This is a genomic window from Synechococcus sp. CC9605 (assembly GCF_000012625.1).
Taxonomy (GTDB): domain Bacteria; phylum Cyanobacteriota; class Cyanobacteriia; order PCC-6307; family Cyanobiaceae; genus Parasynechococcus.
This window is the reverse complement of record NC_007516.1, coordinates 1,493,485-1,517,843: the sequence shown is the minus strand read 5'-3', so window position 1 is coordinate 1,517,843 and position 24,359 is coordinate 1,493,485. Positions and strand designations below refer to the sequence as shown.

General features: G+C 62.8%; 26 protein-coding genes. 14 read left to right on the top strand and 12 right to left on the bottom strand.

Annotated features, from left to right (window positions below; all coding sequences use genetic code 11):
* Window positions 1-8: 8 nt before the first annotated feature.
* The 3 genes from SYNCC9605_RS08230 to SYNCC9605_RS08220 all read left to right on the top strand — a co-directional run bounded on the left by SYNCC9605_RS08230 (window position 9) and on the right by SYNCC9605_RS08220 (window position 2,484).
* Window positions 9-350 carry a phosphomannose isomerase type II C-terminal cupin domain gene (locus tag SYNCC9605_RS08230; protein ID WP_011364609.1) on the top strand — a complete coding sequence of 114 codons (342 nt, stop codon included), beginning with the start codon at window positions 9-11 and terminating at the stop codon, window positions 348-350.
* A gap of 104 nt (window positions 351-454) precedes the next feature.
* Complete coding sequence (locus SYNCC9605_RS08225) at window positions 455-2,236, top strand: DEAD/DEAH box helicase (RefSeq protein WP_041434887.1); 1,782 nt, start codon at window positions 455-457, stop codon at window positions 2,234-2,236.
* The gene (locus tag SYNCC9605_RS08220; protein WP_011364607.1) at window positions 2,236-2,484 is read left to right on the top strand and encodes a hypothetical protein; all 249 of its coding nucleotides are present in this window, start codon (window positions 2,236-2,238) and stop codon (window positions 2,482-2,484) included. Before SYNCC9605_RS08225 ends, SYNCC9605_RS08220 begins: the two co-directional genes overlap by 1 nt.
* Window positions 2,485-2,503: 19 nt before the next feature.
* On the opposite strand, the gene SYNCC9605_RS08215 is transcribed toward SYNCC9605_RS08220, so the two are convergent.
* Complete coding sequence (locus SYNCC9605_RS08215; RefSeq protein ID WP_011364606.1) at window positions 2,504-2,698, bottom strand: hypothetical protein; 195 nt, start codon at window positions 2,696-2,698, stop codon at window positions 2,504-2,506.
* 197 nt (window positions 2,699-2,895) lie between these two features.
* Between SYNCC9605_RS08215 and SYNCC9605_RS08210 the strand changes: the two genes are divergently transcribed.
* Window positions 2,896-3,183: an RNA recognition motif domain-containing protein gene (locus tag SYNCC9605_RS08210; RefSeq protein ID WP_011364605.1), complete on the top strand. Its 288-nt coding sequence runs from the start codon at window positions 2,896-2,898 to the stop codon at window positions 3,181-3,183.
* A 3-nt stretch (window positions 3,184-3,186) separates the two neighbouring features.
* On the opposite strand, the gene SYNCC9605_RS08205 is transcribed toward SYNCC9605_RS08210, so the two are convergent.
* On the bottom strand, window positions 3,187-3,381 hold the full coding sequence (locus SYNCC9605_RS08205; protein ID WP_011364604.1) for a hypothetical protein: 195 nt from the start codon (window positions 3,379-3,381) through the stop codon (window positions 3,187-3,189).
* A gap of 101 nt (window positions 3,382-3,482) precedes the next feature.
* Between SYNCC9605_RS08205 and SYNCC9605_RS08200 the strand changes: the two genes are divergently transcribed.
* The 3 genes from SYNCC9605_RS08200 to SYNCC9605_RS08190 all read left to right on the top strand — a co-directional run bounded on the left by SYNCC9605_RS08200 (window position 3,483) and on the right by SYNCC9605_RS08190 (window position 8,413).
* A complete protein-coding gene (locus SYNCC9605_RS08200) occupies window positions 3,483-5,240 on the top strand; it encodes an ABC transporter ATP-binding protein (protein WP_049749463.1) in 1,758 nt (585 codons plus the stop codon).
* A 62-nt stretch (window positions 5,241-5,302) separates the two neighbouring features.
* Window positions 5,303-7,402: a cation:proton antiporter gene (locus tag SYNCC9605_RS08195; protein WP_011364602.1), complete on the top strand. Its 2,100-nt coding sequence runs from the start codon at window positions 5,303-5,305 to the stop codon at window positions 7,400-7,402.
* Between the two features lie 66 nt (window positions 7,403-7,468).
* Window positions 7,469-8,413: an LCP family protein gene (locus SYNCC9605_RS08190; RefSeq protein ID WP_011364601.1), complete on the top strand. Its 945-nt coding sequence runs from the start codon at window positions 7,469-7,471 to the stop codon at window positions 8,411-8,413.
* On the opposite strand, the gene psbP is transcribed toward SYNCC9605_RS08190, so the two are convergent.
* Window positions 8,414-8,995, bottom strand: coding sequence for a photosystem II reaction center PsbP (gene psbP / locus SYNCC9605_RS08185; RefSeq protein WP_011364600.1), 582 nt, complete (start codon window positions 8,993-8,995; stop codon window positions 8,414-8,416).
* Window positions 8,996-9,102: 107 nt separating this feature from the next.
* On the opposite strand from psbP, the gene recR reads away from it, so the two are divergent.
* Together recR and lipA are read left to right on the top strand one after the other, a co-directional pair.
* Window positions 9,103-9,678 carry a recombination mediator RecR gene (gene recR / locus SYNCC9605_RS08180; RefSeq protein ID WP_041435682.1) on the top strand — a complete coding sequence of 192 codons (576 nt, stop codon included), beginning with the start codon at window positions 9,103-9,105 and terminating at the stop codon, window positions 9,676-9,678.
* Window positions 9,675-10,574 carry a lipoyl synthase gene (gene lipA, locus SYNCC9605_RS08175; protein ID WP_011364598.1) on the top strand — a complete coding sequence of 300 codons (900 nt, stop codon included), beginning with the start codon at window positions 9,675-9,677 and terminating at the stop codon, window positions 10,572-10,574. Before recR ends, lipA begins: the two co-directional genes overlap by 4 nt.
* Here the strand turns inward: lipA and SYNCC9605_RS08170 are convergent.
* The 9 genes from SYNCC9605_RS08170 to lysA form a co-directional block, all read right to left on the bottom strand.
* A complete protein-coding gene (locus tag SYNCC9605_RS08170; RefSeq protein WP_041435678.1) occupies window positions 10,559-11,053 on the bottom strand; it encodes a hypothetical protein in 495 nt (164 codons plus the stop codon). The genes lipA and SYNCC9605_RS08170 overlap by 16 nt on opposite strands.
* A 34-nt stretch (window positions 11,054-11,087) precedes the next feature.
* The gene (locus SYNCC9605_RS08165) at window positions 11,088-12,059 is read right to left on the bottom strand and encodes a DUF952 domain-containing protein (RefSeq protein ID WP_011364596.1); all 972 of its coding nucleotides are present in this window, start codon (window positions 12,057-12,059) and stop codon (window positions 11,088-11,090) included.
* 48 nt (window positions 12,060-12,107) lie between these two features.
* Window positions 12,108-13,091 (bottom strand): rhodanese-related sulfurtransferase, encoded by a 984-nt coding sequence (locus SYNCC9605_RS08160; RefSeq protein ID WP_011364595.1) that lies wholly within the window; start codon window positions 13,089-13,091, stop codon window positions 12,108-12,110.
* A gap of 67 nt (window positions 13,092-13,158) precedes the next feature.
* Entirely contained in the window at window positions 13,159-13,284 is a 126-nt protein-coding gene (locus SYNCC9605_RS15485) for a hypothetical protein (RefSeq protein ID WP_255445601.1), read from the bottom strand.
* A gap of 776 nt (window positions 13,285-14,060) precedes the next feature.
* On the bottom strand, window positions 14,061-14,486 hold the full coding sequence (locus SYNCC9605_RS08155; protein WP_011364593.1) for a cupin domain-containing protein: 426 nt from the start codon (window positions 14,484-14,486) through the stop codon (window positions 14,061-14,063).
* Window positions 14,487-14,541: 55 nt separating this feature from the next.
* Window positions 14,542-15,537 carry a biotin synthase BioB gene (gene bioB, locus SYNCC9605_RS08150; protein ID WP_011364592.1) on the bottom strand — a complete coding sequence of 332 codons (996 nt, stop codon included), beginning with the start codon at window positions 15,535-15,537 and terminating at the stop codon, window positions 14,542-14,544.
* Window positions 15,534-16,316 carry an isoprenyl transferase gene (locus SYNCC9605_RS08145; RefSeq protein ID WP_011364591.1) on the bottom strand — a complete coding sequence of 261 codons (783 nt, stop codon included), beginning with the start codon at window positions 16,314-16,316 and terminating at the stop codon, window positions 15,534-15,536. The genes bioB and SYNCC9605_RS08145 overlap by 4 nt, the downstream gene beginning before the upstream one ends.
* Window positions 16,313-17,143: a diadenylate cyclase CdaA gene (cdaA, locus tag SYNCC9605_RS08140; RefSeq protein ID WP_011364590.1), complete on the bottom strand. Its 831-nt coding sequence runs from the start codon at window positions 17,141-17,143 to the stop codon at window positions 16,313-16,315. Before cdaA ends, SYNCC9605_RS08145 begins: the two co-directional genes overlap by 4 nt.
* Before the next feature lie 22 nt (window positions 17,144-17,165).
* A complete protein-coding gene (lysA, locus tag SYNCC9605_RS08135) occupies window positions 17,166-18,545 on the bottom strand; it encodes a diaminopimelate decarboxylase (RefSeq protein WP_011364589.1) in 1,380 nt (459 codons plus the stop codon).
* Between the two features lie 3 nt (window positions 18,546-18,548).
* Here lysA and SYNCC9605_RS08130 point away from each other — a divergent pair, with 3 nt between their 5' ends.
* From SYNCC9605_RS08130 to SYNCC9605_RS08110, 5 genes are all read left to right on the top strand, one after another.
* The gene (locus tag SYNCC9605_RS08130; RefSeq protein WP_011364588.1) at window positions 18,549-19,064 is read left to right on the top strand and encodes a GNAT family N-acetyltransferase; all 516 of its coding nucleotides are present in this window, start codon (window positions 18,549-18,551) and stop codon (window positions 19,062-19,064) included.
* Window positions 19,065-19,237: 173 nt separating this feature from the next.
* Window positions 19,238-21,778 carry an ATP-dependent Clp protease ATP-binding subunit gene (locus SYNCC9605_RS08125; protein ID WP_011364587.1) on the top strand — a complete coding sequence of 847 codons (2,541 nt, stop codon included), beginning with the start codon at window positions 19,238-19,240 and terminating at the stop codon, window positions 21,776-21,778.
* Window positions 21,778-22,878, top strand: coding sequence for an iron-containing alcohol dehydrogenase family protein (locus tag SYNCC9605_RS08120; protein WP_011364586.1), 1,101 nt, complete (start codon window positions 21,778-21,780; stop codon window positions 22,876-22,878). The genes SYNCC9605_RS08125 and SYNCC9605_RS08120 overlap by 1 nt, the downstream gene beginning before the upstream one ends.
* Window positions 22,875-23,741 carry an alpha/beta fold hydrolase gene (locus tag SYNCC9605_RS08115; protein ID WP_011364585.1) on the top strand — a complete coding sequence of 289 codons (867 nt, stop codon included), beginning with the start codon at window positions 22,875-22,877 and terminating at the stop codon, window positions 23,739-23,741. The genes SYNCC9605_RS08120 and SYNCC9605_RS08115 overlap by 4 nt, the downstream gene beginning before the upstream one ends.
* Entirely contained in the window at window positions 23,734-24,354 is a 621-nt protein-coding gene (locus SYNCC9605_RS08110; protein WP_011364584.1) for an LmeA family phospholipid-binding protein, read from the top strand. The genes SYNCC9605_RS08115 and SYNCC9605_RS08110 overlap by 8 nt, the downstream gene beginning before the upstream one ends.
* Window positions 24,355-24,359: the final 5 nt, after the last annotated feature.

Below are 24,359 nucleotides of genomic sequence, written 5' to 3'. Positions count from 1 at the left end.
GTGGACTGATGCGGGTTGAGCGTCCCTGGGGCTGGTACGAAACGCTGACCCAGGGGGACAACTATTTGGTCAAACGGCTGCTGGTTCATGCCGGGCAGCAGTTGTCCCTTCAGCGGCATCGTCATCGCAGCGAAAGTTGGACCGTGGTGTCGGGTTCGGGGGCTTTGCTCTGCGGTGAGACATGGCACGCGGCCAGCGCGGGCGTCATGCTCTCGATCCCCTGCGGCGCTGTGCATCGCGCCCGTGCAGACAGTTCAGATCTGCTGATTCTGGAAGTTCAGCACGGTGATGATCTGCGGGAAGACGACATCGAACGGCTGCAGGATGATTACGGCCGGGTGATAACTTGAGTGCCAACCTTTGAAGCGTAGGCAACACAACCAGAGGGCAACTCTTACGTTGCAGGGAGGTTGTGAGCCTGATTTCAGAGATCAATCAGGCGAAGCCACCTTTTATGACCGAACAGCAACAGCAGCGCGACGATTCCGCCTGCGCAGTGGATCTTTCTGCATCCGAACTGCCGGAAGCCAACTCCAATGCTGAGGTGTTCACCACCACCATCACATCGGCTGAACCGGAATCCGGTTTTGCCGGTTTTGGTTTCAGCGAGGCCCTGCTCCGCACCCTGGCGGACAAGGGATACAGCGAACCTTCCCCCATTCAGAAGGCGGCCTTCCCCGAGCTGATGCTTGGCCGCGATTTGGTGGGTCAGGCCCAGACCGGCACCGGTAAAACAGCAGCGTTTGCGTTGCCGTTGCTCGAGCGTCTGGAAAGCGGCCAGAAAACACCCCAGGCTCTCGTTCTCGCCCCCACACGGGAGCTGGCGATGCAGGTGGCCGAATCGTTCAAGGCCTATTCCGCCGGCCATCCCCATCTGAAGGTGCTGGCGGTGTACGGCGGCACGGATTTCCGCTCTCAGATCAGTGCTCTCAGGCGCGGTGTGGATGTGGTGGTAGGCACCCCTGGCCGGGTGATGGACCACATGCGTCAGGGCACGCTCGACACCAGTGGTCTGCGCAGCCTGGTGCTCGATGAAGCAGACGAAATGCTCCGCATGGGCTTCATCGACGATGTGGAGTGGATCCTCGATCAGCTTCCTGAGCAGCGTCAGGTGGTTCTGTTCTCCGCGACGATGCCTCCTGAGATCCGTCGTCTGTCCAAGCGTTATCTCAAGGATCCTGCTGAGGTCACGATCCGCACCAAGGATCAGGAAGGCAAGCGGATACGCCAGCGCTCGATCACGGTGCCGATGCCGCACAAGCTCGAAGCCCTGCAACGGGTTCTCGACGCCTGTGGTAGTGAGGGTGTGATCATCTTCGCCCGCACCAAGGCGATCACCCTGACCGTGGCTGAAACCCTTGAAGCCGGCGGCCATCAGGTGGCGGTGCTCAATGGCGATGTTCCCCAGAACCAGCGGGAACGCACCGTGGAGCGGTTGCGCAGTGGATCGGTCGACATCCTTGTGGCCACCGACGTTGCGGCGAGGGGTCTTGATGTGGAGCGCATCGGCCTGGTGATCAACTACGACATGCCGTTCGACAGCGAGGCCTACGTGCACCGCATCGGCCGGACGGGCCGGGCTGGACGCACCGGCGAAGCGGTTCTGTTCGTGACCCCACGGGAAAGGCGCTTCATCCGCAACCTCGAGCGGGCCACGGGGCAGCCGATCGAAGCGATGGAGGTGCCCGGCAACACGGCCATCAACCAGGGACGGCTCGACCGCCTGCGCAAGCGTTTGAGTGATGCAGCCCAATCCCAACGTCCTGATGCCGATGAAGCGGCCTTGCTTCAGGAGTTGATGCAGCGGGTGGCCACGGAACTCGAGCTAAGCCCCGAGCAGCTGGCCATGGCAGCACTGAACCTGGCCATCGGACCCGATGCGCTGCTGCGCAAGGGTGACGACGACTGGATTCAGAACACCCGTCGCAACGACCGCGACCGTGATCGCCATTCAGGAGATCGCCGTGAGCGGCGCGAGCGTCCGGCACGGGCACCTGAGGAGAACATGCAGCGTTACCGCGTTGAGGTGGGTCACCGCGATCGGGTCAAACCCGGCAACCTCGTGGGCGCCATCGCCGGTGAGACCGGACTGCAGGGCCGGATGATCGGTCGGATCCAGATTTTCGACAATCACAGCCTGGTGGATCTCCCCAAGGGCATGCCAGAGGATGTGTTCAACAGCCTTCAACGCCTGCGCGTGATGAACCGCGAACTGCAAATCAGCAAGGCCTCTTGATGCGTGCGCTGCTGGCTGTTGGCCTGCTTTCGGCTCCCCTGGCCGCTTCAGCTTCGGACAACAGCCTGATCACCCAGTTCTGCAGAACAGCTGTGAAGGCCGAGCTGCAAAGGGCAGGGACTGTTCCTCCGGAGGGAATGGTGGACGACACCTGCCGTTGTTTCCTTGCCGAGGTTCAGAACGGGGCGGGGATCCAGACGGCACAGGCCACCTGCAAGGCCAAGGCAGCCGAGACCTACGGCCTCTGATCCCGGGGATCAAGAACGGTCAGAGATTGCTCACCTGAACAGTGGTCTCGGGCCGTAACAGAGCCAATTTCTCCACCACCTGAATCAACTCGATCTGCTCGCTCGGCGTGGCCTGCCGGATCAAGTTGTTGAGCAGCACAAGCTTGTCCACTGGGTCCAGCTCTCCATCGGCGGTCCAGCTCAGAGCCCGGAAACAAAGGCCGTCGAATGTCATCTCTCTCCTGCGTCAGGGTCTTCTGACAATGGAGTGAATAGCTCAGTTTCTGGCGAGTCTTCCCATTTGCTTCTTTTTTTTGTGTCTATTCGTGCGACTGCCCTGTAACGTCATCGGGTTCACGCCTGAGCACTGGCCCTTTCCGAGCTTTCGGAACCGGCTCAAGCGACTGAGCACGTTCAACGGTTCCACGGTCCATGACCATCTACATCGGCAATCTTTCGTTCCAGGCGGAGCAGGAGCACCTCTTCGATCTCTTCAGTGAGTACGGCGAGGTCAAGAACTGCAGCCTGCCCCTGGACCGTGAGACCGGCCGCAAACGCGGTTTCGCTTTCGTCGAGATGGTCAACGATGCCGACGAGCAGAAAGCCATCGACGATCTTCAGGACGTGGAGTGGATGGGCCGCATGATCCGCGTCAGCAAAGCCACCCCCCGGGAGCGCTCCGGCGGCCCCCGTGGTGGTGGCGGCGGTTACCGCGGCTGAGCTTCAGGCCTCGGCCTCCGTCAGGTCCATTTCGATTTCACGCAACCTCAGCCGACGCAGCACTTCATTGCTGCTGTCTGCTGGGCTTTGCTGACGATCACGGGCGTCCTGGAACTGGGGCAGGACAGCCCGCAGTCCGCGGCGTTTCTGCCGCGCCAGGTAGCGGTGAAAGCGGTTGAACGACCTTGATCGGCTCATGTCACCTCCTTCAGTTGTGGTTCTGTTGTAGTGAGTCTTCAGGGGTGAAAACCGTGTCGGAACGAACCCTCAGGAAAGCTTCAGCAACGCGCTCCCCCCTGATGCGATTGTTAGGCCATCTGGCGCCCCAAAGCCGCCTGGTGGTTGCAGCGGTGACCTGCTCCCTGCTCAACAAGCTCTTCGATCTGGCGCCGCCGATCTTGATAGGCTTGGCCGTGGATGTGGTGTTGCTCAAAGAGCAGTCCGTGCTGGCGGGTTTCGGGCTGAAGACCGCCGGCCATCAACTGTTGGGTCTGGCCCTGCTCACTTTTGTGATCTGGGCGGCGGAGTCGCTGTTCGAGTACCTCTACGACGTGCTCTGGCGCAACCTGGCGCAAACCACCCAGCACAGCCTGAGGCTCGAGGCCTACGACCATCTGCAGAAGCTGGAGCTGTCCTTTTTCGAGCAGGACAGCACCGGGCGCCTGATGGCGGTGCTCAATGACGACATCAACCAGCTCGAACGGTTTCTGGATCGGGGTGCTAATCAGATCCTGCAGTTGATCACCACCGTGCTGGTGGTGGGCATTGGCATGGCGATGGTGGCGCCGGAGGTGGCGCTGTTCGCTTACCTGCCGATCCCGGTGATTCTTTGGGGATCGCTGCATTTCCAGCGCCAGCTGGCGCCGCGCTACCGGGAGGTGCGCGCCCGGGTGGGCGATCTCTCCTCCCGGCTCGCCAACAACCTGGGGGGGATGCTCACGATCAAGAGCTTCACCGCTGAAGCTCTGGAACTGGAGCGCCTGCGGGCAGAAAGCCTGGCCTACCGCCAGAGCAATGCCGGGGCGATTCGTCTCTCGGCGGCCTTCATCCCCTTGATTCGCTTCGCGATTTTGTTCGCCTTCCTGGCGATCCTGTTGATCGGTGGGTTCAAGGCTCTGGCCGGTGAACTTCCGGTGGCCACCTACAGCGTTCTGGTGTTCATCACCCAGCGGCTGCTCTGGCCGTTAACCGCCATTGGCCGAACTCTGGATGAATACCAGCGCTCGATGGCCTCCACGCAACGGGTGCTTGATCTGATTGACACGCCGGTGTTGATCCAGGGAGGAACGGTGCCGGTGGATCCGCAGCGGCTGCGGGGTGAGATTCGCTTTGAAGCGGTGGATTTCGGCTATGCCGGTCGAGGAACGCTGCTGCAGGGCTTCGATCTCACCGTGCCGGCGGGTTCGACTCTAGGCATCGTCGGGGCAACGGGCTCCGGCAAGAGCACCGTGGTGAAGCTGCTCTTGCGGCTGTACGAGCGTGATGGCGGACGCATCTGCCTGGATGGGGTCTCCATCGACACCCTGCAGCTGCAGGACCTGCGTCGCTGCATCGCCCTGGTGAGCCAGGACGTCTACCTTTTCCACGGCACCGTGGCCGAGAACATCGCCTATGGGGTCGCGGATCCCGATCCGCTGGCGATTGAGCAGGCCGCTCGCCTGGCGGAAGCCGCTGGCTTCATCGACGCCTTGCCCCAGAGGTACGACACCCTGGTGGGGGAGCGGGGGCAGCGCCTCTCGGGCGGACAACGCCAGCGCATCGCCCTGGCCCGCGCCATCCTCAAGGATGCACCGGTGCTGGTGCTTGATGAAGCCACTGCAGCAGTGGACAACGACACCGAAGCCGCGATTCAGCGCTCCTTGGTGCAGATCACCCAGCAGCGCACCACCGTGGTGATCGCCCACCGGCTCAGCACGGTTCGCCATGCCGACTGGATCGTGGTGATGGACCAGGGCCGGATTGTGGAGCAGGGCTGTCACGACAGCCTGGTGGCCCAGGGCGGGATGTACACCAACCTCTGGCAGGTGCAGGCCGGCGAAGGGGTTGTCGCTTCCTGAAGCAGCTGTTTTTGCAGTTAGATCCGGCGACCATGCTGGGTCCGCAAGCCGGCGGTGCAGCCATGGCCATGCAGGCCTCGATCAGCCATGTCATGCATCACCCTCTCGGGGTGTTCTCACTGTTGGTGGCGATCAGTGCGGCGGTGCCGCCGCTGATCCGGCGGCTGGGTCTGCCCGATCTGGTGGGGTTGCTGGCGGCGGGCGTGGTGGTGGGTCCCCACGCTTTGAACTGGGTCGACAGCAGCAGCGAAACGGTGCGGCTCCTCTCCGATCTCGGGGCGGTATATCTGCTGTTCACGATGGGTCTTGAGATTGACCTCGAGGAGTTCAACCGGGTCAAGCGCCGCTCGTTCATCTATGGCCTGCTGATCCTGTTGATCGGCGTGGGCACGGGCGTTTCGATCGGCCTGATGGCGGGCTTCGCCTCGGTGTCGTGCCTGTTGCTCGGTGCCCTGATGGCCACCCACACCCCCTTGGGCTATCCGATCGTGCGCAGTTACGGCGCCCAGAAGGATGAGTCGGTGGTGGTGAGTGTGGGCAGCACGATCTTCACCGACATCGTGGCCCTGCTGCTCCTGGCGGTGGGGCTGGGGTTGGGCCAGGGCAGCCTCAGCGGCCTGGGCCTGGGCCTGTTGCTGCTCAAGATCGGTGGCTTCGCTCTGGTGGTGGTGATCGGCATCCGCTGGCTGGGCCGGCGCCTGGTGTTGCGCGGCATCAGCGATGAAAACCGGATGGTGCTCGCTGTTCTGGTGGCCCTGTTCCTGGCGTCCCTGGGGGCTGAGCTGGCCGGCGTCGAAAAGATTGTCGGCGCCTTTCTGGCTGGTCTGGCGGTGAATTCCGTGCTGCCCGAGGGCCGGGTGAAGGAACAGGTGATTTTTGTGGGTGGGGTGTTGTTCATCCCGATCTTCTTCATCGACCTGGGATTGCTGCTGGATCTGGGCAGCCTTGGCGACAGCCTTGGCAACTTTCAGTTCACCGCGCTGATGCTGGTGGGGGCCATCGGCGGCAAGGGTCTGGCGTCCTGGCTCAGCGGACGGCTTTTCGGTTACCGCCGCGCCCAGATCCTGATGATGTGGTCGCTGACGATGCCCAAGGTGGCGGCGACCCTGGCCACGGCCTTCATCGGCTACCAGGCGGGGCTGCTCAATCAGACCGTGCTCAACAGCGTGCTGGCGGTGATGGTGGTGACGGCCACCCTCGGGCCGATCCTCACCGAGCAATCGGTGACACGGCTCAAGGATCCCAGGCCTGATGCGGTGCCGGTCAGCTTCGGTGAGGAGGCGGCGGTGCTGGATGGCGTCAATGAGGTGGTGCAGCGCCCCCTGCGCATCGTGGTGCCGGTGGCCAACCCCAGCACCGAGAAGGGGTTGTTGAGCATGGCGGCCCGGCTGGTGCAGGGCTCATCGGGGGCTGAAGGGTTGCTGCTTCCCCTGGCGATGGTGAATCCCAGCCTTGAGGAGATGCGTGGTGGTTTGAACCGGGCCGTTGCCGCAGCGCGCGGACGCCTCAGCACAGCGGAGAGCATCGGTGCCCAGTTGGAGGTACCCACCCGCAGCCTGCTGCGGCTGGATGAAGACATCGCCGGTGGCATGAGCCGCACGGCCTTGGAACAGGCTGCGGACCTGTTGCTGGTCGGTGCATCCCGCAGCGATCAACTCCGGGCCTGGCTGATGGGCGACATCGTCGATGGGGTCTGCCGCACGGCCCACTGTCCGGTGGTGGTGGTGAACCTGGGCCGTGAGACCGATAGCGGTCTGGGCCGGATCCTTGTTCCGATCAAAGACCTCTCCGCTAGCGCCCGCGAGCAGTTCGAACTGGCGCTGCGGGTGATCAATTCAGCCCCTGAGGATCAGCGCGTTCGGATCACCCTGCTGCATGTGCACGATCCCCGCTTCAGCGGGCAGGACCGTCATTGGATGGAACAGCAGTTGATCCGCTGGCGCCCGCCGGGCATCCCTGAGGAGCGGTTTCACATCGTGATCGTGCGGGGGCCCGGCATTGATGGGGCCATTCATCGCCTCAGCGGCGAACACGACCTGGTGATCCTGCGCACCCAGCGCAGGCGGGTGGCCGGTCTGCCGATTCCCGGAAGTGATCGCACCAGCAAACTGATCCGCCAGCTCCCCTGCGCCTCGATGGTGATCAGCGACCCCTTGGTTTGACGGAGGGCTTCGCCGCCCTACCCGAGAAGGGACGAGCACGCCAAAATACAGCGTAACGTGTGCCCCATGCCACAAGTCCCCCCTGCTAAGGCGTCCTCCGTGGCCATGAACTGGCCGGTGGCTGCTGCTGTGGTTGCGGGTCTCAGTGGTGGTCTGATTCTCTCGGTTCCCCTGAGCCGGTTGATCACAGCGCCATCCAGCACGGCAGACGAACCCTTCGCGCTGCCTCAACCCGCGCCGCTGGCCAACCCGTTTGCTGGCTGGACCGGCTTCGGGGCCAGGGAGGTGGTGGTGCTGGGCCGGGATCGCCTCGGCAGCAACACCGATGTGATCTTCACGGTGCGGGTGGATGGCACCACCACGTCGATCACCCAGATCCCCCGCGACAGCTACATCGATGCTGAGGGCTTCGGTGGCATCAAGCTCAATGCGTTGATGGCCTACGGCGGTGTGGAGGCGGTGGAGCAGGAGTTGTCGCGCCTGATGAACCGCCCGATCCGCCACCACATCGTGGTGCGTCTGGACGCGCTCGAAACCCTGGCCAACCTGGTGGGGGGAATCGAAGTGGACGTTCCCAAGCGCCTGTATTACGTCGATCGCAGCCAGAACCTGGTGATTGATCTGCAGCCAGGCCCCCAGCTGTTGAAGGGCAAGGATCTGGAGGGTTTTCTGCGTTGGCGCAACGATGGCCGCGGCGATTTCGGCCGGCTGGAACGGCAGCAGCTGGCCTTGAAGGGCCTGTTTGAGCAGATGAAACAACCGCAGAATCTGATCCGCCTGCCGGCTTTGATCACCGCTGCGGGCCAGGCCTTGGAGACGGATCTGGGGCCGATGGAACTGGGTGGATTGATCACCGCCATGGGCACCACCGATCTGCAGGCGTCCAGCCTGAAGGCTGTTCCGTTCAATGCCGATGGCATCAGTTATCTGGACACGGAGTGGCCAGCGAATTCGAGTAACGGTGCCGATTCTGGTGATCCCAACGACCGGCGTTTCCGCTTCATGTTCTGATCAGATCAGCAGGGTGAGTGAGCGCACCACCCTGCCGCAGAGGTCACCAACCTTGTCCCAGCGGTCTTCGTTGACGCTGGTGGCCAGGGTGTAAAGCCGGCCCCGATCCACCACCACAGTCGCCAACTCATGGCGGTCGCGGTCTTCCAGGTGCACGGCGTATTCCAGGTCATAGAAGGTGTGGCCATTCACCTCACGCTCCTGTGCTTCCACCAGCTCAGCGGTGCGGCCGCTGCCGGCGGTCGCGATCACCTCACGGCGCAGGCGCTCTCCAACGGCAACGGCGCTGCCCAGTTCACTCAGCTCGTTGTCTTCGTTCACCTTGTTGATCATCAGGCTCACGGTTTCATCGCTGTGGATCAGGTCGTGAAACACCACCCGTGGGCCGTTGCTCACCTGCACCTCGGTCCAACCGGTGGGATAGAGGAAGGCGAAACGGCCATCCGGGCTTTGGTACGACTGCAGCCCTGCCGTTGGTCCCGCTGCACAGGCCCCCAGCACCAGTGCCAGGACGCCGCAAAGGATCACGCGACTCAGAGACTGGAGGAGCTGCATCAGCGGGGCGATCAATCCATGGGCCATTCTGCCGTTGAGGCCTGATTGTCGTGACCACTGTTGCGGCAGATGATCTCCGCAACTCCTACATTTCCCGCATCGGCGGCAGATCCCTGAGCGGCTTCACCAAACCGTTGGCTCGGCTGATTGATCAGTTCGAGCGTCTGCCCGGCATCGGCCCGCGCACGGCCCAGCGGCTCGCCCTGCACCTGTTGAACCAACCGCAGGAGCAGATCCATCAGTTCGCTGATGCTCTGTTGGCGGCCCGCACTCAGGTGGGCCAGTGCCAGACCTGCTTCCACCTCTCCGCCGATCCAGAATGTGAGATTTGCCGCAATCCCGAGCGCCGCAATGGCGTGATCTGTGTGGTGGCCGATTCCCGCGATCTTTTGGCGCTGGAGCGCACTCGTGAATTTCATGGGCGCTACCACGTGCTCGGCGGACTGATCTCACCCATGGACGGCATCGGCCCGGAGCTGCTGCGCGTCACCGAATTGGTTCAACGCATTTCCAACGAGGAGATCAGTGAGGTGATCCTGGCCCTCACCCCCAGCGTGGAAGGGGACACCACCAGCTTATATCTGGGGCGGTTGCTCAAGCCCTTCTGTTCGGTGAGCCGGATCGCCTATGGCCTGCCGATGGGCAGTGAACTGGAATACGCCGACGAGGTCACCCTCAGCCGCGCCTTGGAGGGGCGCCGGCCGGTATGAGCAAGTACAGCGCCATCCCTCCGGTCGAGCGATTGCCGGACTGGCTGCGGCGACCGATCGGCAATGCCTCGGAGTTGGAGCGGGTGCAGGGGCTGGTGAAGCAGAACCGCCTGCACACCATCTGTGAGGAGGGGCGCTGCCCCAACCGCGGCGAGTGCTACGCCGCCGGAACGGCGACATTTCTCTTGGGTGGCTCGATCTGCACCCGCAGCTGTGCCTTCTGCCAGGTGGACAAGGGCCAGGCCCCGATGCCGGTGGATGCCGCCGAAGCCGAGCGGGTGGCCGATGCGGTGGAGGCGATGCAGCTCCGTTATGTAGTGCTTACGGCGGTGGCCCGCGATGATCTCGCCGATCACGGTGCCTGCCTGTTCACTAGCACCATGGCGGCGATCCGAGCCCGCAATCCGCTGATCGCCTTGGAGGTGCTCACCCCCGATTTCTGGGGGGGTGTGGCGGATCACGCTCAGGCCTTGGCGGCCCAACGGCAGCGGCTGGCCACAGTGCTGGCAGCCCAGCCAGTGTGCTTCAACCACAACCTGGAAACTGTGCAGCGGTTGCAGGGGGAGGTGCGCCGCGGTGCCACCTATGAACGATCCCTGGGTTTACTGGCGGCCGCCCGTGAGTTGGCGCCGGAGATCCCCACCAAAAGTGGCCTGATGCTTGGCCTGGGGGAAAGCCGCGAGGAGGTGATCGCCACCCTCCACGACCTCCGCGCTGTGGATTGCCAACGGATCACCCTGGGGCAGTACCTGCGTCCCTCACTGGAGCACATCCCGGTGGCCCGCTACTGGACGCCGCAGGAGTTCGATGCGCTGGCGGAGGTGGCCCGAGAGCTGGGCTTTGCCCAGGTTCGCAGTGGTCCGCTGGTGCGCAGCAGCTATCACGCTGCCGACTGACGCCAGCCCCGCAGACTGCGCTCCAGCACGGTGGCCAGATCACCACTCATCAGGGCTCCAGCGCCGCCCCAGACCATGCGCAGGGGCAGATCCCAGAGCGCCGCTTCCACATCGCGGGATTTGCTGAAGCCGCGTTGGCGGAAGTAGCGCACCAGCCGTCGGTGCTGCTGCTCGTCGTCGCGGATTGCCAGCAACCGGGCCCGTGAGCAGGGGGTGGCCTCCTGGGCCCAGGCCATGGTGGCCGCCCAGACCAGATCACCCACGCCGGTAGGTGCTTTTGGCATCACCCGCATCGTGTCGAGCTGCAGGCCCGTGGTGGCGGGATAGGCCCATCCCTTCATTTCCCCCAGCAGCAGGTTGCCGCTGGGGGCTTGCCGGGCCACCACCAGCCGCAGGCTCCACAGCCCCAGGGGGCGGCCCACCTGCAATCTCAGCAGCAGTCCCCGGTCGCGGGCTTCGGCTTCCAGCTGCTCAAGCATCGATCGGGATCTGGCCACGGTCATGGTCGTTCAGTCATGCTGCCGCGGGCATGGTGCCGACCGAGCGCACTGCCCTCAGGGGCAGCGGCCCGTAGAGATGGGGGAACAGTTCGCCAGTGGGGATGGCATCGGCCCGCAGCGGGGCGTTCACGGCCGCGGGATCAATCTCCAGCAGCAGCACCTCGTCGGCGTCGGCATAAAAGCGCTCAAAGGTGGCCTGCACCTGCTCCTGCCATGAGCAGTGGATGAAGCCCACCTGCTCCAACGTCATCCCCCGGGTGGAGATGCGGTAGCTGCTGCTGGTCTGGGCGGCCTGCCAGTCGGTTTTGAGGGCCAGGTGAAACAGCGGCTGATCCAGGGGCACCGCCACCGCATCGGCAGGGAAGTGGTGTTGTTGTCCCCCGGCACTCCAGGGGTCGGCCCGCTGCATCAGCCGCTCGAAGCGGGGATCCTCGAGGAAACGCTGGAGCCAGTGGCGCAGAGCTTCCAGGCTGTTGTCGTTGTCGAATCCCTCGGGATCGGCGATGCGCCACTGCCGCACGAACGGCCAGAGGGCGGCATCCGCCAGCGAGGAGTGTGCGCCCAGCAGCCAGCCCTGGTCGGCGATTCTCTGGTTCCAGTTCTGAAGGATGGCCAGGCCAGCGGCGCGTTGCTCGTCTTTGTTGTTGCCGGGGTAGCGGTCGGTGTACTTGAAGCGGTCGAGATGATGTTTGAACGCGCCGTCGTTCTGCTCGATCAGCGCTGAGGCATCGCCGGCGTTGCGCAGCTCGCGAGGGTCCGCTTGATCCAGGGCCCAGTGCATCACCGCCAGGCTTTCCTCGATCACGCTGTCGTCCGGCAGCACCAACACGGGAACCGTGCTCTTGGGGGAAACCGCCAACATCTCTGCCGGTTTGGCCTTCAGTGCGATCTCCCGCCACTGCACCAATAGTCCTGCCTCCAGCAGAGCCCAGCGGGCGCGCATGGCGTAAGGGCAGCGTCGAAAGCTGTAGAGGATCGGCAGCACGGCATCGGGGTGGTCCCTGGCAGGGATTGTCCGATGCGGCCTGACGGCTCAGCCCTGCTGCCGGTTGATCTTGTGTTGTTCGATCTGACGTTGATCGATCTGGCGCTGCCGCATCGCGAAGCGTTCCCGGTCGGCATCGCTGAAGCGATCCACGCAGTGCAGGCACTGCACCCCCTTGATGTAGCTCGGCAGTTCGCGTTGCTGGGCAGACACCGGCAGGCCGCAGGCGTGGCAAAGGCTGTGCTCTCCAGGTTCCAGCTGGTGGTTTAACGCCACCCGTTGATCAAAAACAAAGCACTCCCCTTGCCAGCGGCTTTCGGCTTCCGGCACTTGCTCGAGGTACTTGAGGATGCCGCCGCGCAGGTGGTGCACCTCCCCGAAACCCTGTTGCTGCAAATAGCTGCTGGCTTTTTCGCAGCGGATCCCACCGGTGCAGAACATGGCGATGCGTTTGCTGCTCTTCTGTTCGATCAGGGGCCGCAGCGTGGACTCTGCCCATTGCGGGAAGTCGCGGAAGCTCTCGGTGCTGGGGTCGATGGCCCCCTCGAACGTGCCGATCGCCGTTTCGTAGCTGTTGCGGGTGTCGATCACCAGTGTATCGGGATCATCCACCAGGGCATTCCAGTGTTCGGCTTCCACGTAGGTGCCCACGCTGGTGCTGGGATCCACGCTGGCCACTCCGATGGTCACGATTTCCTTTTTGCGGCGGGCCTTGAAGCGTCGGAACACCGGTTTTTCGGCCCAGCTGCGCTTCACCTCGAGCCGTGCGTAGTGTTCGTCGCCCAGATCAAACGAGGTGCGCAGGTGATCCAGCACCGCATCAACCGCTGATTCCGGTCCACTGATCGTGCCGTTCACCCCTTCATGGGCCACCAACACAGAGCCGAGCACGCTGCCATTGCGGGCCAGGGTCGGCAAGCTGCTCAGCAATGTCTCCCGACGCTCGTCATCCAGGGGCGTGAAGGCATAAAACGCCGCCACCAAGAGTCGGCTGTCGTTCGCCAGCCCAGGCTCCAGGTTGCTCGGGTTCACGCTGTGACGGGTTCAACAGTCCTCCAGCCTGCATCAGGCCGGGTCGTGCCCCCCGCATGATTCGTCGTCAGGCCTTCTTGCTGATCCGCACCGAAGCTGGCTTCAGGGGACAGGCCAGGGCATGGAAGGGCTTGTGTCCCCCTTCAAAGATCAGGCTTCCCATGGGTTGAGCGTTGGCGCTGTCGATCTTCATGGCTGAGCCACAGACCAACATGGTGTAGCTCAACCGGGATGCCACACACAATGAGTGTTTTGTGCAGTGTTCCTGCTCGCTGACAGAGCCTGGTCCGTCAGATTTGCTCCTAGGGACTTCTGCCGATTCCATTTGGACGGTGCTTTTCGATACGCCCAGTGGCGTGCGTTCGATGGCATCACAGAAGAGTGCTTCGCTTCCGTCCATGGCCCTCGCCTTGCTGGCTGTTGTCTTCACAGCAACAGCCATTGAAACGGTGTTTCACGACAAATACTGACTGCACGTCGCGATGGAAATCCTTTTCCTGGCGCTGATCATCACCGCGACAGTGGTGAAGGAAGTTTCAGCCAGATCTCAATGCCGGTGATGGTGGTGACGCTGCCGGTCGTCTTTGACGGTTTCAAGGATCACGGAAAGAACAAACAGTCCCAGCAGTGATGGAAGGACGATTGGATCAATCACGGCGCCTCATGGAAGGGCTGGTGCTGGCCTTGCCCTGCAGTCAAAAGATCTTCACAAGGGCTGCTTTGGGGTGGTATCGATCCCCCATTCGGGGGAAAGACGATGGTTCAGCAATCCCTCAGTTGAGGGAGGTTGTGTCAGGTGCGTAGCCCTAGACCACCTGGAGACGAAGTCAAACCAGCGATGGTGGTTGTCTTGGCGGCGAACCTGATTGGTGTCTATGCCAATGCCATTCGGATCATTCATTCCGATGACCCATGACCGTTCATCTCTCGTCAGATGGGACGACGCTTTTGATCAAGTGAAGTGATCATTTATTGCATCGGGATCATGTTCGGAAGGCCTTCAACACTGGCAAAGGTCACCAGCGCCTCTGCCGGTTCAGGGCCTTTGTTGGTCACATAGTGCGGTTCATCCGGATGGCCCTCGAGGAAGCCATCGCCAGGCCGCACCACGCTCACAACCTCGTTGCCGTCCACAAGGCGCACGTTGGTCATCGCACCCTTGGTCACCACAACAACCACGGGTGATGGATGGGTGTGGAGCGGAATCGTTGCTCCCACCGGCAGGCCAACGCGAACCACCCGCATCTCCGGTGTTCCTTGCGGATAGGCCACCATCCGACCGCCGGGGGTACGACTCGCCTTGAACAACTCCTGAATCTCAGGCTGAGGAGCAGCCTGCATGCTGCTGGCCAGGAGCATCAGACCAGCGGCCCAGCCAAGTTGTTTGAGTTGCATTGTTTCGGAGCGATGCACCGTCTTAATCGATTTGTTGAAGCTTGCCCTGTGCTGATCAGCGGGGCGAGCAGTTGACCGGCGCCGCCGTCTCCTCCTGCCAATTGGCGGTCACCCCCGCATCGGAGAGCAGTTGGCGGTCAGCCTCCACATCCGGGTTGCCGGTGGTGAGCAGAACATCGCCGTAGAAGATCGAATCGGCCCCCGCCTGCAGGCAGAGGATCTGTGCTTCCCGGCTCATCGATTCGCGGCCGGCGCTCAACCGCACCCGGGCGTGGGGCATCAGGATCCTCGCGGTCGCCACCATCCGCACCAGCTCAAGCGGTTCAAAGGGAGCCTGATCTTCCAGAGGGGTGCCTTCCACCGCCACCAGCCCGTTCACAGGAACGCTTTCGGGATGGGGGTTCATGCTGGCCAGCACCTGCAGCATTGAGGCGCGGTCCCGCAGGGTTTCACCCATGCCGATGATGCCGCCGCAGCAAAGGGTGACGCCGGCCTTGCGCACCCGTTCCAGGGTTTCCAATCGTTCCTGATAGGTGCGGGTGGAGATGATCCGGTCGTAGTGCTCGGGGCTGGTGTCGAGGTTGTGGTTGTAGGCGGTGAGGCCGGCTTCGGCCAACCGTTCCGCCTGCTGATCCGTGAGCATTCCCGCGGTCACGCAGGCCTCCATCCCCATGCCACGCACCCCGCGCACCATCTCGAGCATCGCCTCAAAGGGAGCGCCATCTCGGATCTCGCGCCAGGCCCAGCCCATGCAGAAGCGGTCGGCACCGGCCTCCTTGGCGGCCCGGGCCCGCTGAAGCACCGGCTCCACCTGCATCTGGGCCTCAAAGGCCGTCACGTCACTGCTGTTATGGATCGATTGGGAGCAGTAGGCACAGTCTTCTTCGCAGCCCCCCGTTTTCACGCTCAGCAGTGAGGCCAGCTGCACTCGGTAGCCCGGGTTGGCTTTCCGATGCACGGTTTGGGCCTCCCAAAGCAGCTCCATCAAAGGAAGTTCCAGCAGGGTCTGGATCTCTTCGGTGGTCCAGTCGTGGCGGATGCTGAGGGTCATGGGCGGATCGGATCAAGACCGCCGAAGCGGCGGTGGCGACGTTGGAAATCGAGCAGGGCGGCTTTCAAGGCATCGGCATTGAAGTCAGGCCAGAGCACATCGGTGACATGAATTTCGGCATAGGCCAGCTGCCAAAGCAGGAAATTGCTGATGCGGTGTTCCCCGCTGGTGCGGATCAACAGATCGGGATCCTGTTCGCCAGCTGTGAACAGTTCGGCGGCGATGCTGTTCTCGTCGATGCTGTCGGGGTCCAGCTCTCCGGCAGCAGCGCGTTGGGCCAGCCGCTGAGCGGCCTGCACCAGCTCCCGTCGTCCGCCGTAGTTGGTGCACACGTTGAAGTGAATGCCGTTGTTGCCCGCCGTGCGGGCCGTGGCATCGGCAATCAGCTCCTGCAGTTTCTGGGGCAGGGCCTTCAGATCGCCGAGAAAGCGGATCCGCACCTGTTCGGCCTCCAGGGCCTGCAGTTCGGCCTGCAACACCCGTTCGAACAGGGTCATCAGGAAATTCACCTCCTCCCCCGGGCGCGACCAGTTCTCCGTGGAGAAGGCGTAGGCCGTGAGGGCATGGATGCCCCAGTCGCTGCACAGCCGCAGGGTGGACTTCAGCGCTTCAACGCCGGCACGATGGCCCATCACGCGCGGTAAACCCTGTGATTTCGCCCAGCGACCGTTGCCATCCATGATCAGGGCCACGTGTTGCGGGAGCCGACCTGGGTCGAGGTCCGCAGGCAGAAGCGAACGATCGGCCGTGTCAGTGCTGGTGGCCGGAGGGCGGCTCAAGACAGCGATTCGGACGGAGCGCTACCCACCGTACGCCGTGCCGGCGGCATCGATTCGGCCGTACTGAACAGCTCCTTGAGCAGTTCCTGGAGGCGGGAACTGGTGATCGGTCGTTCCAGCTTGCCCTGGTTCGCCAGCGACAACGTTCCGGTTTCTTCCGACACCACGATGCAGATGCAGCGATCGAAGCGTTCAGTGATGCCGAGGGCCGCCAGATGACGGGTGCCAAAACGGCTCACGCTGTGCCTCGACAGAGGAAGAATCACCCCCGCCGACTCGATTCGATTGCCCCGCACCAGCACTGCACCGTCGTGGAGGGGGGTGTCGGCGGCGAACAGGTTGAGCATCAGCTCGCGACTCAGCACGGCACCAATGGGAATGCCGGGATTGAGAAAGTCCTCAGGCCTGAGGTCGCTTCCCAGGTCCACCACGATCAAGGCCCCACGTCGCAGCTGTGACAGCCGGCCTGCGGCCTCGGTGATCTGGTTGACGGTGCCCGCCGAAGCGCTGAACTCTTTCTGGGGATTGCCCAGCAACACGGCCAGACGACCGGTGCCCAGCAACTCCATCAAGCGACGCAGCTCCCCTTGCCAAAGGATGGCCAGGGATAGCGAACAGGCCATAACCAGCGCGTCCACCAGCTTGGTGGTGAGGGGCAGGTTGGCGAAGCGCTGGACGAACCAGGCCATCGCCACCAGAAACAACCAGCCACGAAGCAGCCAAAGGGTGCGCTGCTCGTTGACGCGGGAAAAAAGCAGAAAGCCGATGGAAGAGGCAAAGAGAACGTCGAGCACTAGGCGCGGATCCACCACCGCCAACACGTTCACTCCGCCTTTCTCGCTACTGCAATCAACGTAACGCGTTGAATCGTTCTGGCAAAACGTCGTAGCGCAGCAGGTCATCCGGCTGCTCCCGCTTTTGCACCAGTTCGGCTGACCCGTCGTGCACCAGAACGGCAGCGGGCCTCGGAATCCGGTTGTAGTTCGAACTCATAGAGGCGTTGTAAGCACCGGTTGCGAACACGGCGACGATGTCACCGCTCTCGGTGGTGGGCAGGGAGAGGTCTTTTAGCAGCACATCGCCGGATTCGCAGTGCTTGCCCACCAGGTTCACGCTTTCGTCTGGCTTGGCCAGGGGGCGATCGGCCAGGCAGCAGGTGTAGAGCGACTGGTAGGTGATCGGGCGAGGGTTGTCGCTCATACCGCCGTCGATGGCCACGTAGGTGCGCACGTTCGGGATTGTTTTGCGTGAGCCCACCGAATACAGGGTCACGCCAGCGGTCGCCACCAGGGAGCGACCCGGTTCGCACATCAACCGCGGCAGCTCGAGTCCCCGCTCCTGGCATGCGCTGGTGACAGCCTCGGCCACCACCTTGATCCACTGCTCAATGCTCGGGGGGTCGTCCGACTCCACGTAGCGGATGCCCAGGCCACCGCCCACGTTGAGGTCGGTCACGGGATGGCCCAGGTCACGGGCCAGCTTCAACTTGTCGGCCATCACCGCCGCCAGATCCCGGTGGGGCTCGAGTTCAAAAATCTGGGATCCGATGTGGGCATGCAGCCCGGTGAGCTGGGCCCAGGGTTGTCCCACCAGGCTGCGCAGCACAGGTTCCACCTGGTCGGGATCGAAGCCGAACTTGCTGTCCAGGTGACCGGTGCGAATGTATTCGTGCGTGTGGCACTCGATGCCGGGGGTGAACCGCAGCATCAGGCGAGCCGGTTCCGATCCCGCAGGAACCAGTTCAGCGAGGCGGTCGAGGTCGTGCTGGTTGTCCACCACGATCGTCACCTTGTTTGCGTAGGCGAGCAGCAGCTCTTCGTCGGATTTGTTGTTGCCGTGCAGCACCATGCGATCCCCGGGCATACCCCCCCGCAGGGCCGTCAGCAATTCACCGGCGGACACGGCATCCAGCCCCAGCCCCTCGGAGGCCGCCAGGCTGCTCATCACCAGGGAGCTGTTGGCCTTGGAGGCGTAGATCGGCAGGGACGGCCCGGCGTAATGCTTGTTCAGAGCCTCGCGGTAGGCGCGGCAGGTGGCCCGAACGGTGGCTTCATCCAGCACATACAAAGGTGTGCAGTACCGCTCGGCTAGATCGCTGAGACGACACCCCCCAACCACAAGACGGTCGGTGCCGTCGAGTTCTGTGGTGATCGGGGTCAGGTTGCGATTGGGGCTCTCCGCATCCCGGTTGGCCTCGAAGGGCCGTTGACTGGTGATGGTTTGGGTCACGGAGTGGCGGCGTCGAAGGGCAATCTAGGAATCGACCCTGCAGGGGGCGAACCGACTGCGCAGATCCTGCGTCTTGACCCGTCCTGGCAGCAAGCCTGTCTGGCACTGGATCAACGGGCGCTTAACGGCCTCTGGACCCAAGAGCAGTGGCGGCGGGAGCTGGACGACCCCCGGCGCCTCTGCATCGGTCTTGTGCGGCCCGACGCCCTGATGGGGGTGGCCTGCGGCTGGCTGGTGGCCGATGAGCTGCAAATCACAGCGGTGGCTGTTGATCCCGACAGGCGTCGCAGCGGCCATGGAGGTTTGCTTTTGCAAGCACTGTTGCAACGGGCACGACAGCACGGCGCCGTGCACGCCACCCTCGAGGTGGCCAGCGACAACGTTGCCGCTCTGGCGCTTTACGCCAAAGCCGGTTTCCGCACCGCAGGCACCCGTTCCGGGTACTACTCCGATGGTCGCGATGCCCTCATTCAGTGGTGTCGCATCCCATTAGCCCCGATTCCCACGTCGGCGGTTTGAAGTTCGGTTTCCCGTCCCTGGGAGACAAAAAAAGCGGTGAATCTTGTTGGATTCATTATTATTTTTTGTGCGCTTCAGGCCAGTCTCAGACTGGAAAGTGACCGAACAAACCGAACACTCGCAGCGGTCCCACAACCCTGATAGCTTGGTGACATCACTGCATTGGCCCAGCGATGTTTGAACGCTTCACCGAGAAGGCCATCAAAGTGATCATGCTGGCCCAGGAAGAGGCCCGCAGACTTGGTCACAACTTCGTTGGTACTGAGCAAATTCTCCTCGGCCTGATCGGCGAGGGAACGGGTGTTGCTGCCAAGGTCCTCAAGTCGATGGGGGTCAACCTCAAGGATGCCCGGGTTGAAGTTGAGAAGATCATCGGCCGTGGATCCGGCTTCGTTGCCGTTGAGATCCCCTTCACTCCCCGCGCCAAACGAGTGTTGGAGCTGTCTCTTGAAGAGGCTCGTCAGCTTGGTCACAACTACATCGGCACCGAGCACCTTCTGCTTGGTCTGATCCGTGAGGGCGAAGGTGTAGCCGCTCGGGTGCTGGAGAACCTCGGTGTTGATCTCGCCAAGGTGCGCACCCAGGTGATTCGCATGCTGGGTGAAACCGCTGAAGTCTCCGCCGGTGGCGGTGGCGGCGGTGCCAAGGGATCCACCAAAACCCCCACCCTCGACGAGTTTGGCAATAACCTCACTCAGCTCGCCACCGAAGCGAAGCTCGACCCGGTGGTGGGTCGTCACAACGAAATCGATCGAGTCATACAGATCCTGGGCCGCCGCACCAAAAACAACCCTGTGTTGATCGGCGAGCCCGGTGTCGGTAAGACCGCCATCGCTGAAGGTCTGGCCCAGCGCATTCAGCAGGGCGACATCCCCGACATCCTCGAAGACAAGCGCGTCCTGACCCTCGATATCGGTCTGTTGGTGGCTGGCACCAAATACCGGGGTGAATTTGAAGAGCGCCTCAAGAAGATCATGGAAGAGATCAAGTCGGCCGGGAACGTCATCCTTGTGATCGACGAGGTGCACACCCTGATTGGTGCCGGCGCTGCTGAGGGAGCAATCGACGCAGCCAATATCCTCAAGCCGGCCCTCGCCCGAGGTGAGCTCCAGTGCATCGGTGCCACCACCCTTGATGAGTATCGCAAGCACATCGAGCGGGACGCCGCACTTGAGCGCCGTTTCCAGCCGGTGAATGTGGGTGAGCCGTCCATCGACGACACCATCGAAATCCTGCGCGGCCTGCGCGAGCGTTACGAGCAGCACCACCGCCTCAAGATCACCGACGACGCCCTTGTGGCGGCTGCAACCCTCGGCGATCGCTACATCTCTGATCGCTTCCTGCCCGACAAGGCCATCGATTTGATCGATGAAGCAGGCTCTCGGGTGCGTTTGCTCAACTCGAAGCTGCCCCCCGCGGCCAAGGAGGTGGACAAAGAACTGCGTTCCGTCCAGAAGGACAAGGAGGATGCCGTTCGCGATCAGGACTTCACCAAGGCTGGTGAACTGCGCGAGAAGGAAGTGGAACTGCGTGAGCAGATCCGTTCTCTGCTGCAGGCCAACAAGGATGAGGCCAAGGCTGACACCACTGCTGAATCCGGAGAAACAGCTTTCACCGAGGCGGCTGCTTCAGACAGCTCACCGATGGTGAACGAGGAGGACATCGCTCAGATAGTTGCCTCCTGGACCGGTGTTCCGGTGCAGAAGCTCACCGAGAGCGAGTCGGTCAAGCTGCTCAACATGGAGGAAACCCTCCACAAGCGTCTGATTGGCCAGGACGAAGCCGTCAAGGCAGTGTCCAAGGCCATCCGCCGGGCCCGGGTCGGCTTGAAGAACCCCAACCGTCCGATCGCTAGCTTCATCTTCTCCGGCCCCACCGGTGTGGGTAAAACCGAGCTCACCAAAGCTCTGGCCACCTACTTCTTCGGCAGCGAGGAGGCGATGATCCGCCTCGACATGTCGGAATTCATGGAGCGCCACACGGTCAGCAAGCTGATCGGTTCGCCTCCGGGCTACGTAGGCTTCAACGAGGGCGGTCAGCTCACCGAAGCAGTGCGTCGCCGGCCTTACACCGTGGTGCTCTTCGATGAAATCGAGAAGGCGCACCCCGACGTGTTCAACCTGCTGCTGCAGCTTCTGGAAGACGGTCGTCTGACCGATTCCAAGGGCCGCACGGTCGACTTCAAGAACACCCTGATCATCATGACCTCGAACATCGGTTCGAAGGTGATCGAGAAGGGTGGCGGCGGCCTCGGCTTCGAATTCTCCGGTGAGAGCGCTGAGGAGTCTCAGTACACCCGGATCCGTTCCCTGGTGAATGAGGAGCTAAAGCAGTACTTCCGCCCTGAATTCCTCAACCGTCTCGACGAGATTATCGTCTTCCGTCAGCTCAACCGCGACGAGGTCAAGGAGATCGCCGAGATTATGCTCAAGGAGGTCTTTGGCCGCATGGGCGATAAGGGCATCACCCTGACCGTGTCCGATGCGTTTAAGGAGCGCCTGGTGGAGGAGGGCTACAACCCTGCCTATGGCGCACGTCCCTTGCGTCGGGCCGTCATGCGTCTTCTCGAGGATTCCCTCGCCGAAGAGGTGCTGTCTGGTCGGATCAAGGACGGCGAACACGCCGAAGTTGATGTCGACGAGAACAAGAAGGTGGTGGTCCGCCACAAAGGTCAGGTGGACACGGCACCGCAACTTGCCGGTGCCAGCGTCTGATGGTTCGATCCATCTCGTCCCATTCCATTGCCCCCGCCAGCGTCTTGCGGGGGGATGGAGTCTGGGATGAGGCCTTGCCTCAGATCAAATCCCTCTGTTCACGTCCGTTGGTGCTCGGTCGCAGTGCTTCCACTGCGGATCAGCGTCAGCTTTTGGTGTCGGATCTCCAGGCCCAGGGGCTCAATCCCCTTCAGGCTCAGCTCCAGTTCGATTGCTGTGAGCAGGATCTGCAGAGAGTGGCTGCGGAAGCCAAGGTCTGTGACGCCGTTCTGGCTGCAGGCGGTGGAAAAGTGCTGGACGCCGGCAAGCTGCTGGCCCATCGCCTCTCTCTTCCCTGCGTCACCGTTCCGCTGAGTGCCTCCACCTGTGCTGGCTGGACGGCTCTCTCCAACATCTATTCCCCTCAGGGTGCTTTTGAAGGGGATGTGGCCCTGGATCGTTGCCCAGATCTACTTGTCTTTGACCATGGCCTGGTGCGCCAGGCGCCTCCGCGCACCTTGGCCAGTGGCGTCGCTGACGCCCTGGCCAAGTGGTACGAAGCCTCAGTGAGCAGCGGCGACAGCAGCGATGGTCTGGTGCAGCAGGCCGTGCAGATGGCACGGGTGCTGCGGGATCAACTGCTGCTCGACAGCCCAGCTGCGCTGCGGGACCCAGACAGTGCCGCCTGGGTGCGCACCGCTGAAGCCTGTGCCCTTACCGCCGGGGTGATGGGGGGACTCGGCGGCGCCCGTTGCCGCACTGTTGCGGCCCACGCCGTTCACAACGGCCTCACCCAGCTTGAGGCTTGCCACCACGTTCTCCATGGCGAGAAGGTGGGTTTCGGCATCCTTGTGCAGCTCCGCCTGGAGGAGCGTCTGGGTGGTAACCGGCTTGCAGGCCATGCGCACCGCCAGCTGTTGCCGCTGCTTCGGCAGCTCGGCTTGCCCGTCAGTCTTGATGATCTGGGTTTGGCACAGGCCAGCCTCAGTCAGTTGCAGGAGGTGTGTCGCTTCGCCTGCCGCGAGGGTTCCGATCTGCATCATTTGCCCTTCGCTGTGACGCCTGGTGCTTTGCTGGAGGCCCTTGTGGGTGCTGCGGAACTAAGCCCCAGCAGCCTTTGAAGACGCTCCTGGATCAATTGCGGCCGGCTCTGCTTGACCCGCAGGCCGAGTCTCTCGCTGCTCAGGTGCAGTGGTGGAATTTGCCTGGCCTGGGTGTTGATGATCCCTTCCCGGTGGCGGTGCTTGGCCAAGGCTTTCCGTTGTTGCTGCTGCATGGTTTCGACAGCAGTTTTCTCGAATACAGGCGCCTGGCTCCCCTCCTGGATGAACGGTTTCAGCTGTTCATCCCCGATCTGTTCGGTTTTGGTTTCTCGCCCCGTCCCCTGGGCCTCAACTACGGACCGGAACCTGTTTTGCGGCATCTCGATGCCCTGCTGAAGCGGCTTCCCACCGAGGCTCCGGTGGGTCTGATCGGGGCCTCAATGGGAGGGTCCGTGGCCGTGGAATTGGCCCGGCGTCATCCCGAGCGTGTGGCTTCTCTGCTGCTGCTGGCTCCAGCCGGTCTAACGGGGCGGCCGATGCCTGTGCCGCCCCTGTTGGATCGAGTTGGTGCCTGGTTCCTGGGTCGTCCCGGCGTGCGTCGGGGGCTGTGTCGCCAAGCTTTCGCCGATCCCGATGCGGATGTGGGAGCTCCTGAAGAGCAGATCGCCTCGTTGCACCTGCAATGCCCCGGCTGGGCTGAGGCCTTGGCGGCCTTCGCCCGCAGCGGTGGTTTCGCTGGCTCTGGCGATCCCCTGCCCTCCCAGTCACTGCACGTGATCTGGGGTGATAACGATCGGATTCTTCGTGCTCCGCAGAAACAGGCGCTTCAGGCCCTGCTCGATCAGCCCGTGGAGACCTTCCCCTCCTGCGGCCACCTCCCCCATATCGATCAGCCCCGCAAGGTGGCTGAGCGTTGTCATGCCCTGTTGACCCATGGCTGATCCCGTTCTCAATGTGCTGGCAGGGGCCCTGCGCCTCTGGATTCGCAGCCAGTGCGACAGCCTCGGCAGCCTCGAACTGGCCTTGAACGGTTCCACCTGGTCGTTGCTGCGGGGGCGTCTGGATGGGGTGACCCTCAAGGCGAGGGATGCCTGTTTCCAGGGCCTGCCCTTGCAGAGCGTGGAGTTGTGCAGCGGTCCGATTGCAGTGGACATGAAGCTGCTGAGTCCCGGTCAGATGCTGGCCCTGCAGCAGCCGTTCCAGGTGGAGGGAGAGGTGCGCTTCAACGGCCGTCAGCTCAACAGTGCTTTGTTGGCTGAATCCTGGCGTTGGCTTGGGGATTGGATGGCTGAGCAGCTGATGGGCCTCAGCCCATTGGGAGCTTTGCGCATTGATTCGGATCTGCTCGAGTTGCAGGTGCCCGTCGCTGCCCATCAGGATCCCGCTCGCCGTCGCTTCCGCCTCAATGCCGAGCAGGGAACGCTGTGCTTCCGGCCCGAGACCGCTGATGAACCGCACACCTTGCTTCCGATGGATCCCGCCATTCGGATCGAGCAGGTGCAGCTGGCGAGTGGTCAGTTGGCCCTCAAAGGTCAGGCCAGCGTCACCCCTTAGCGCTG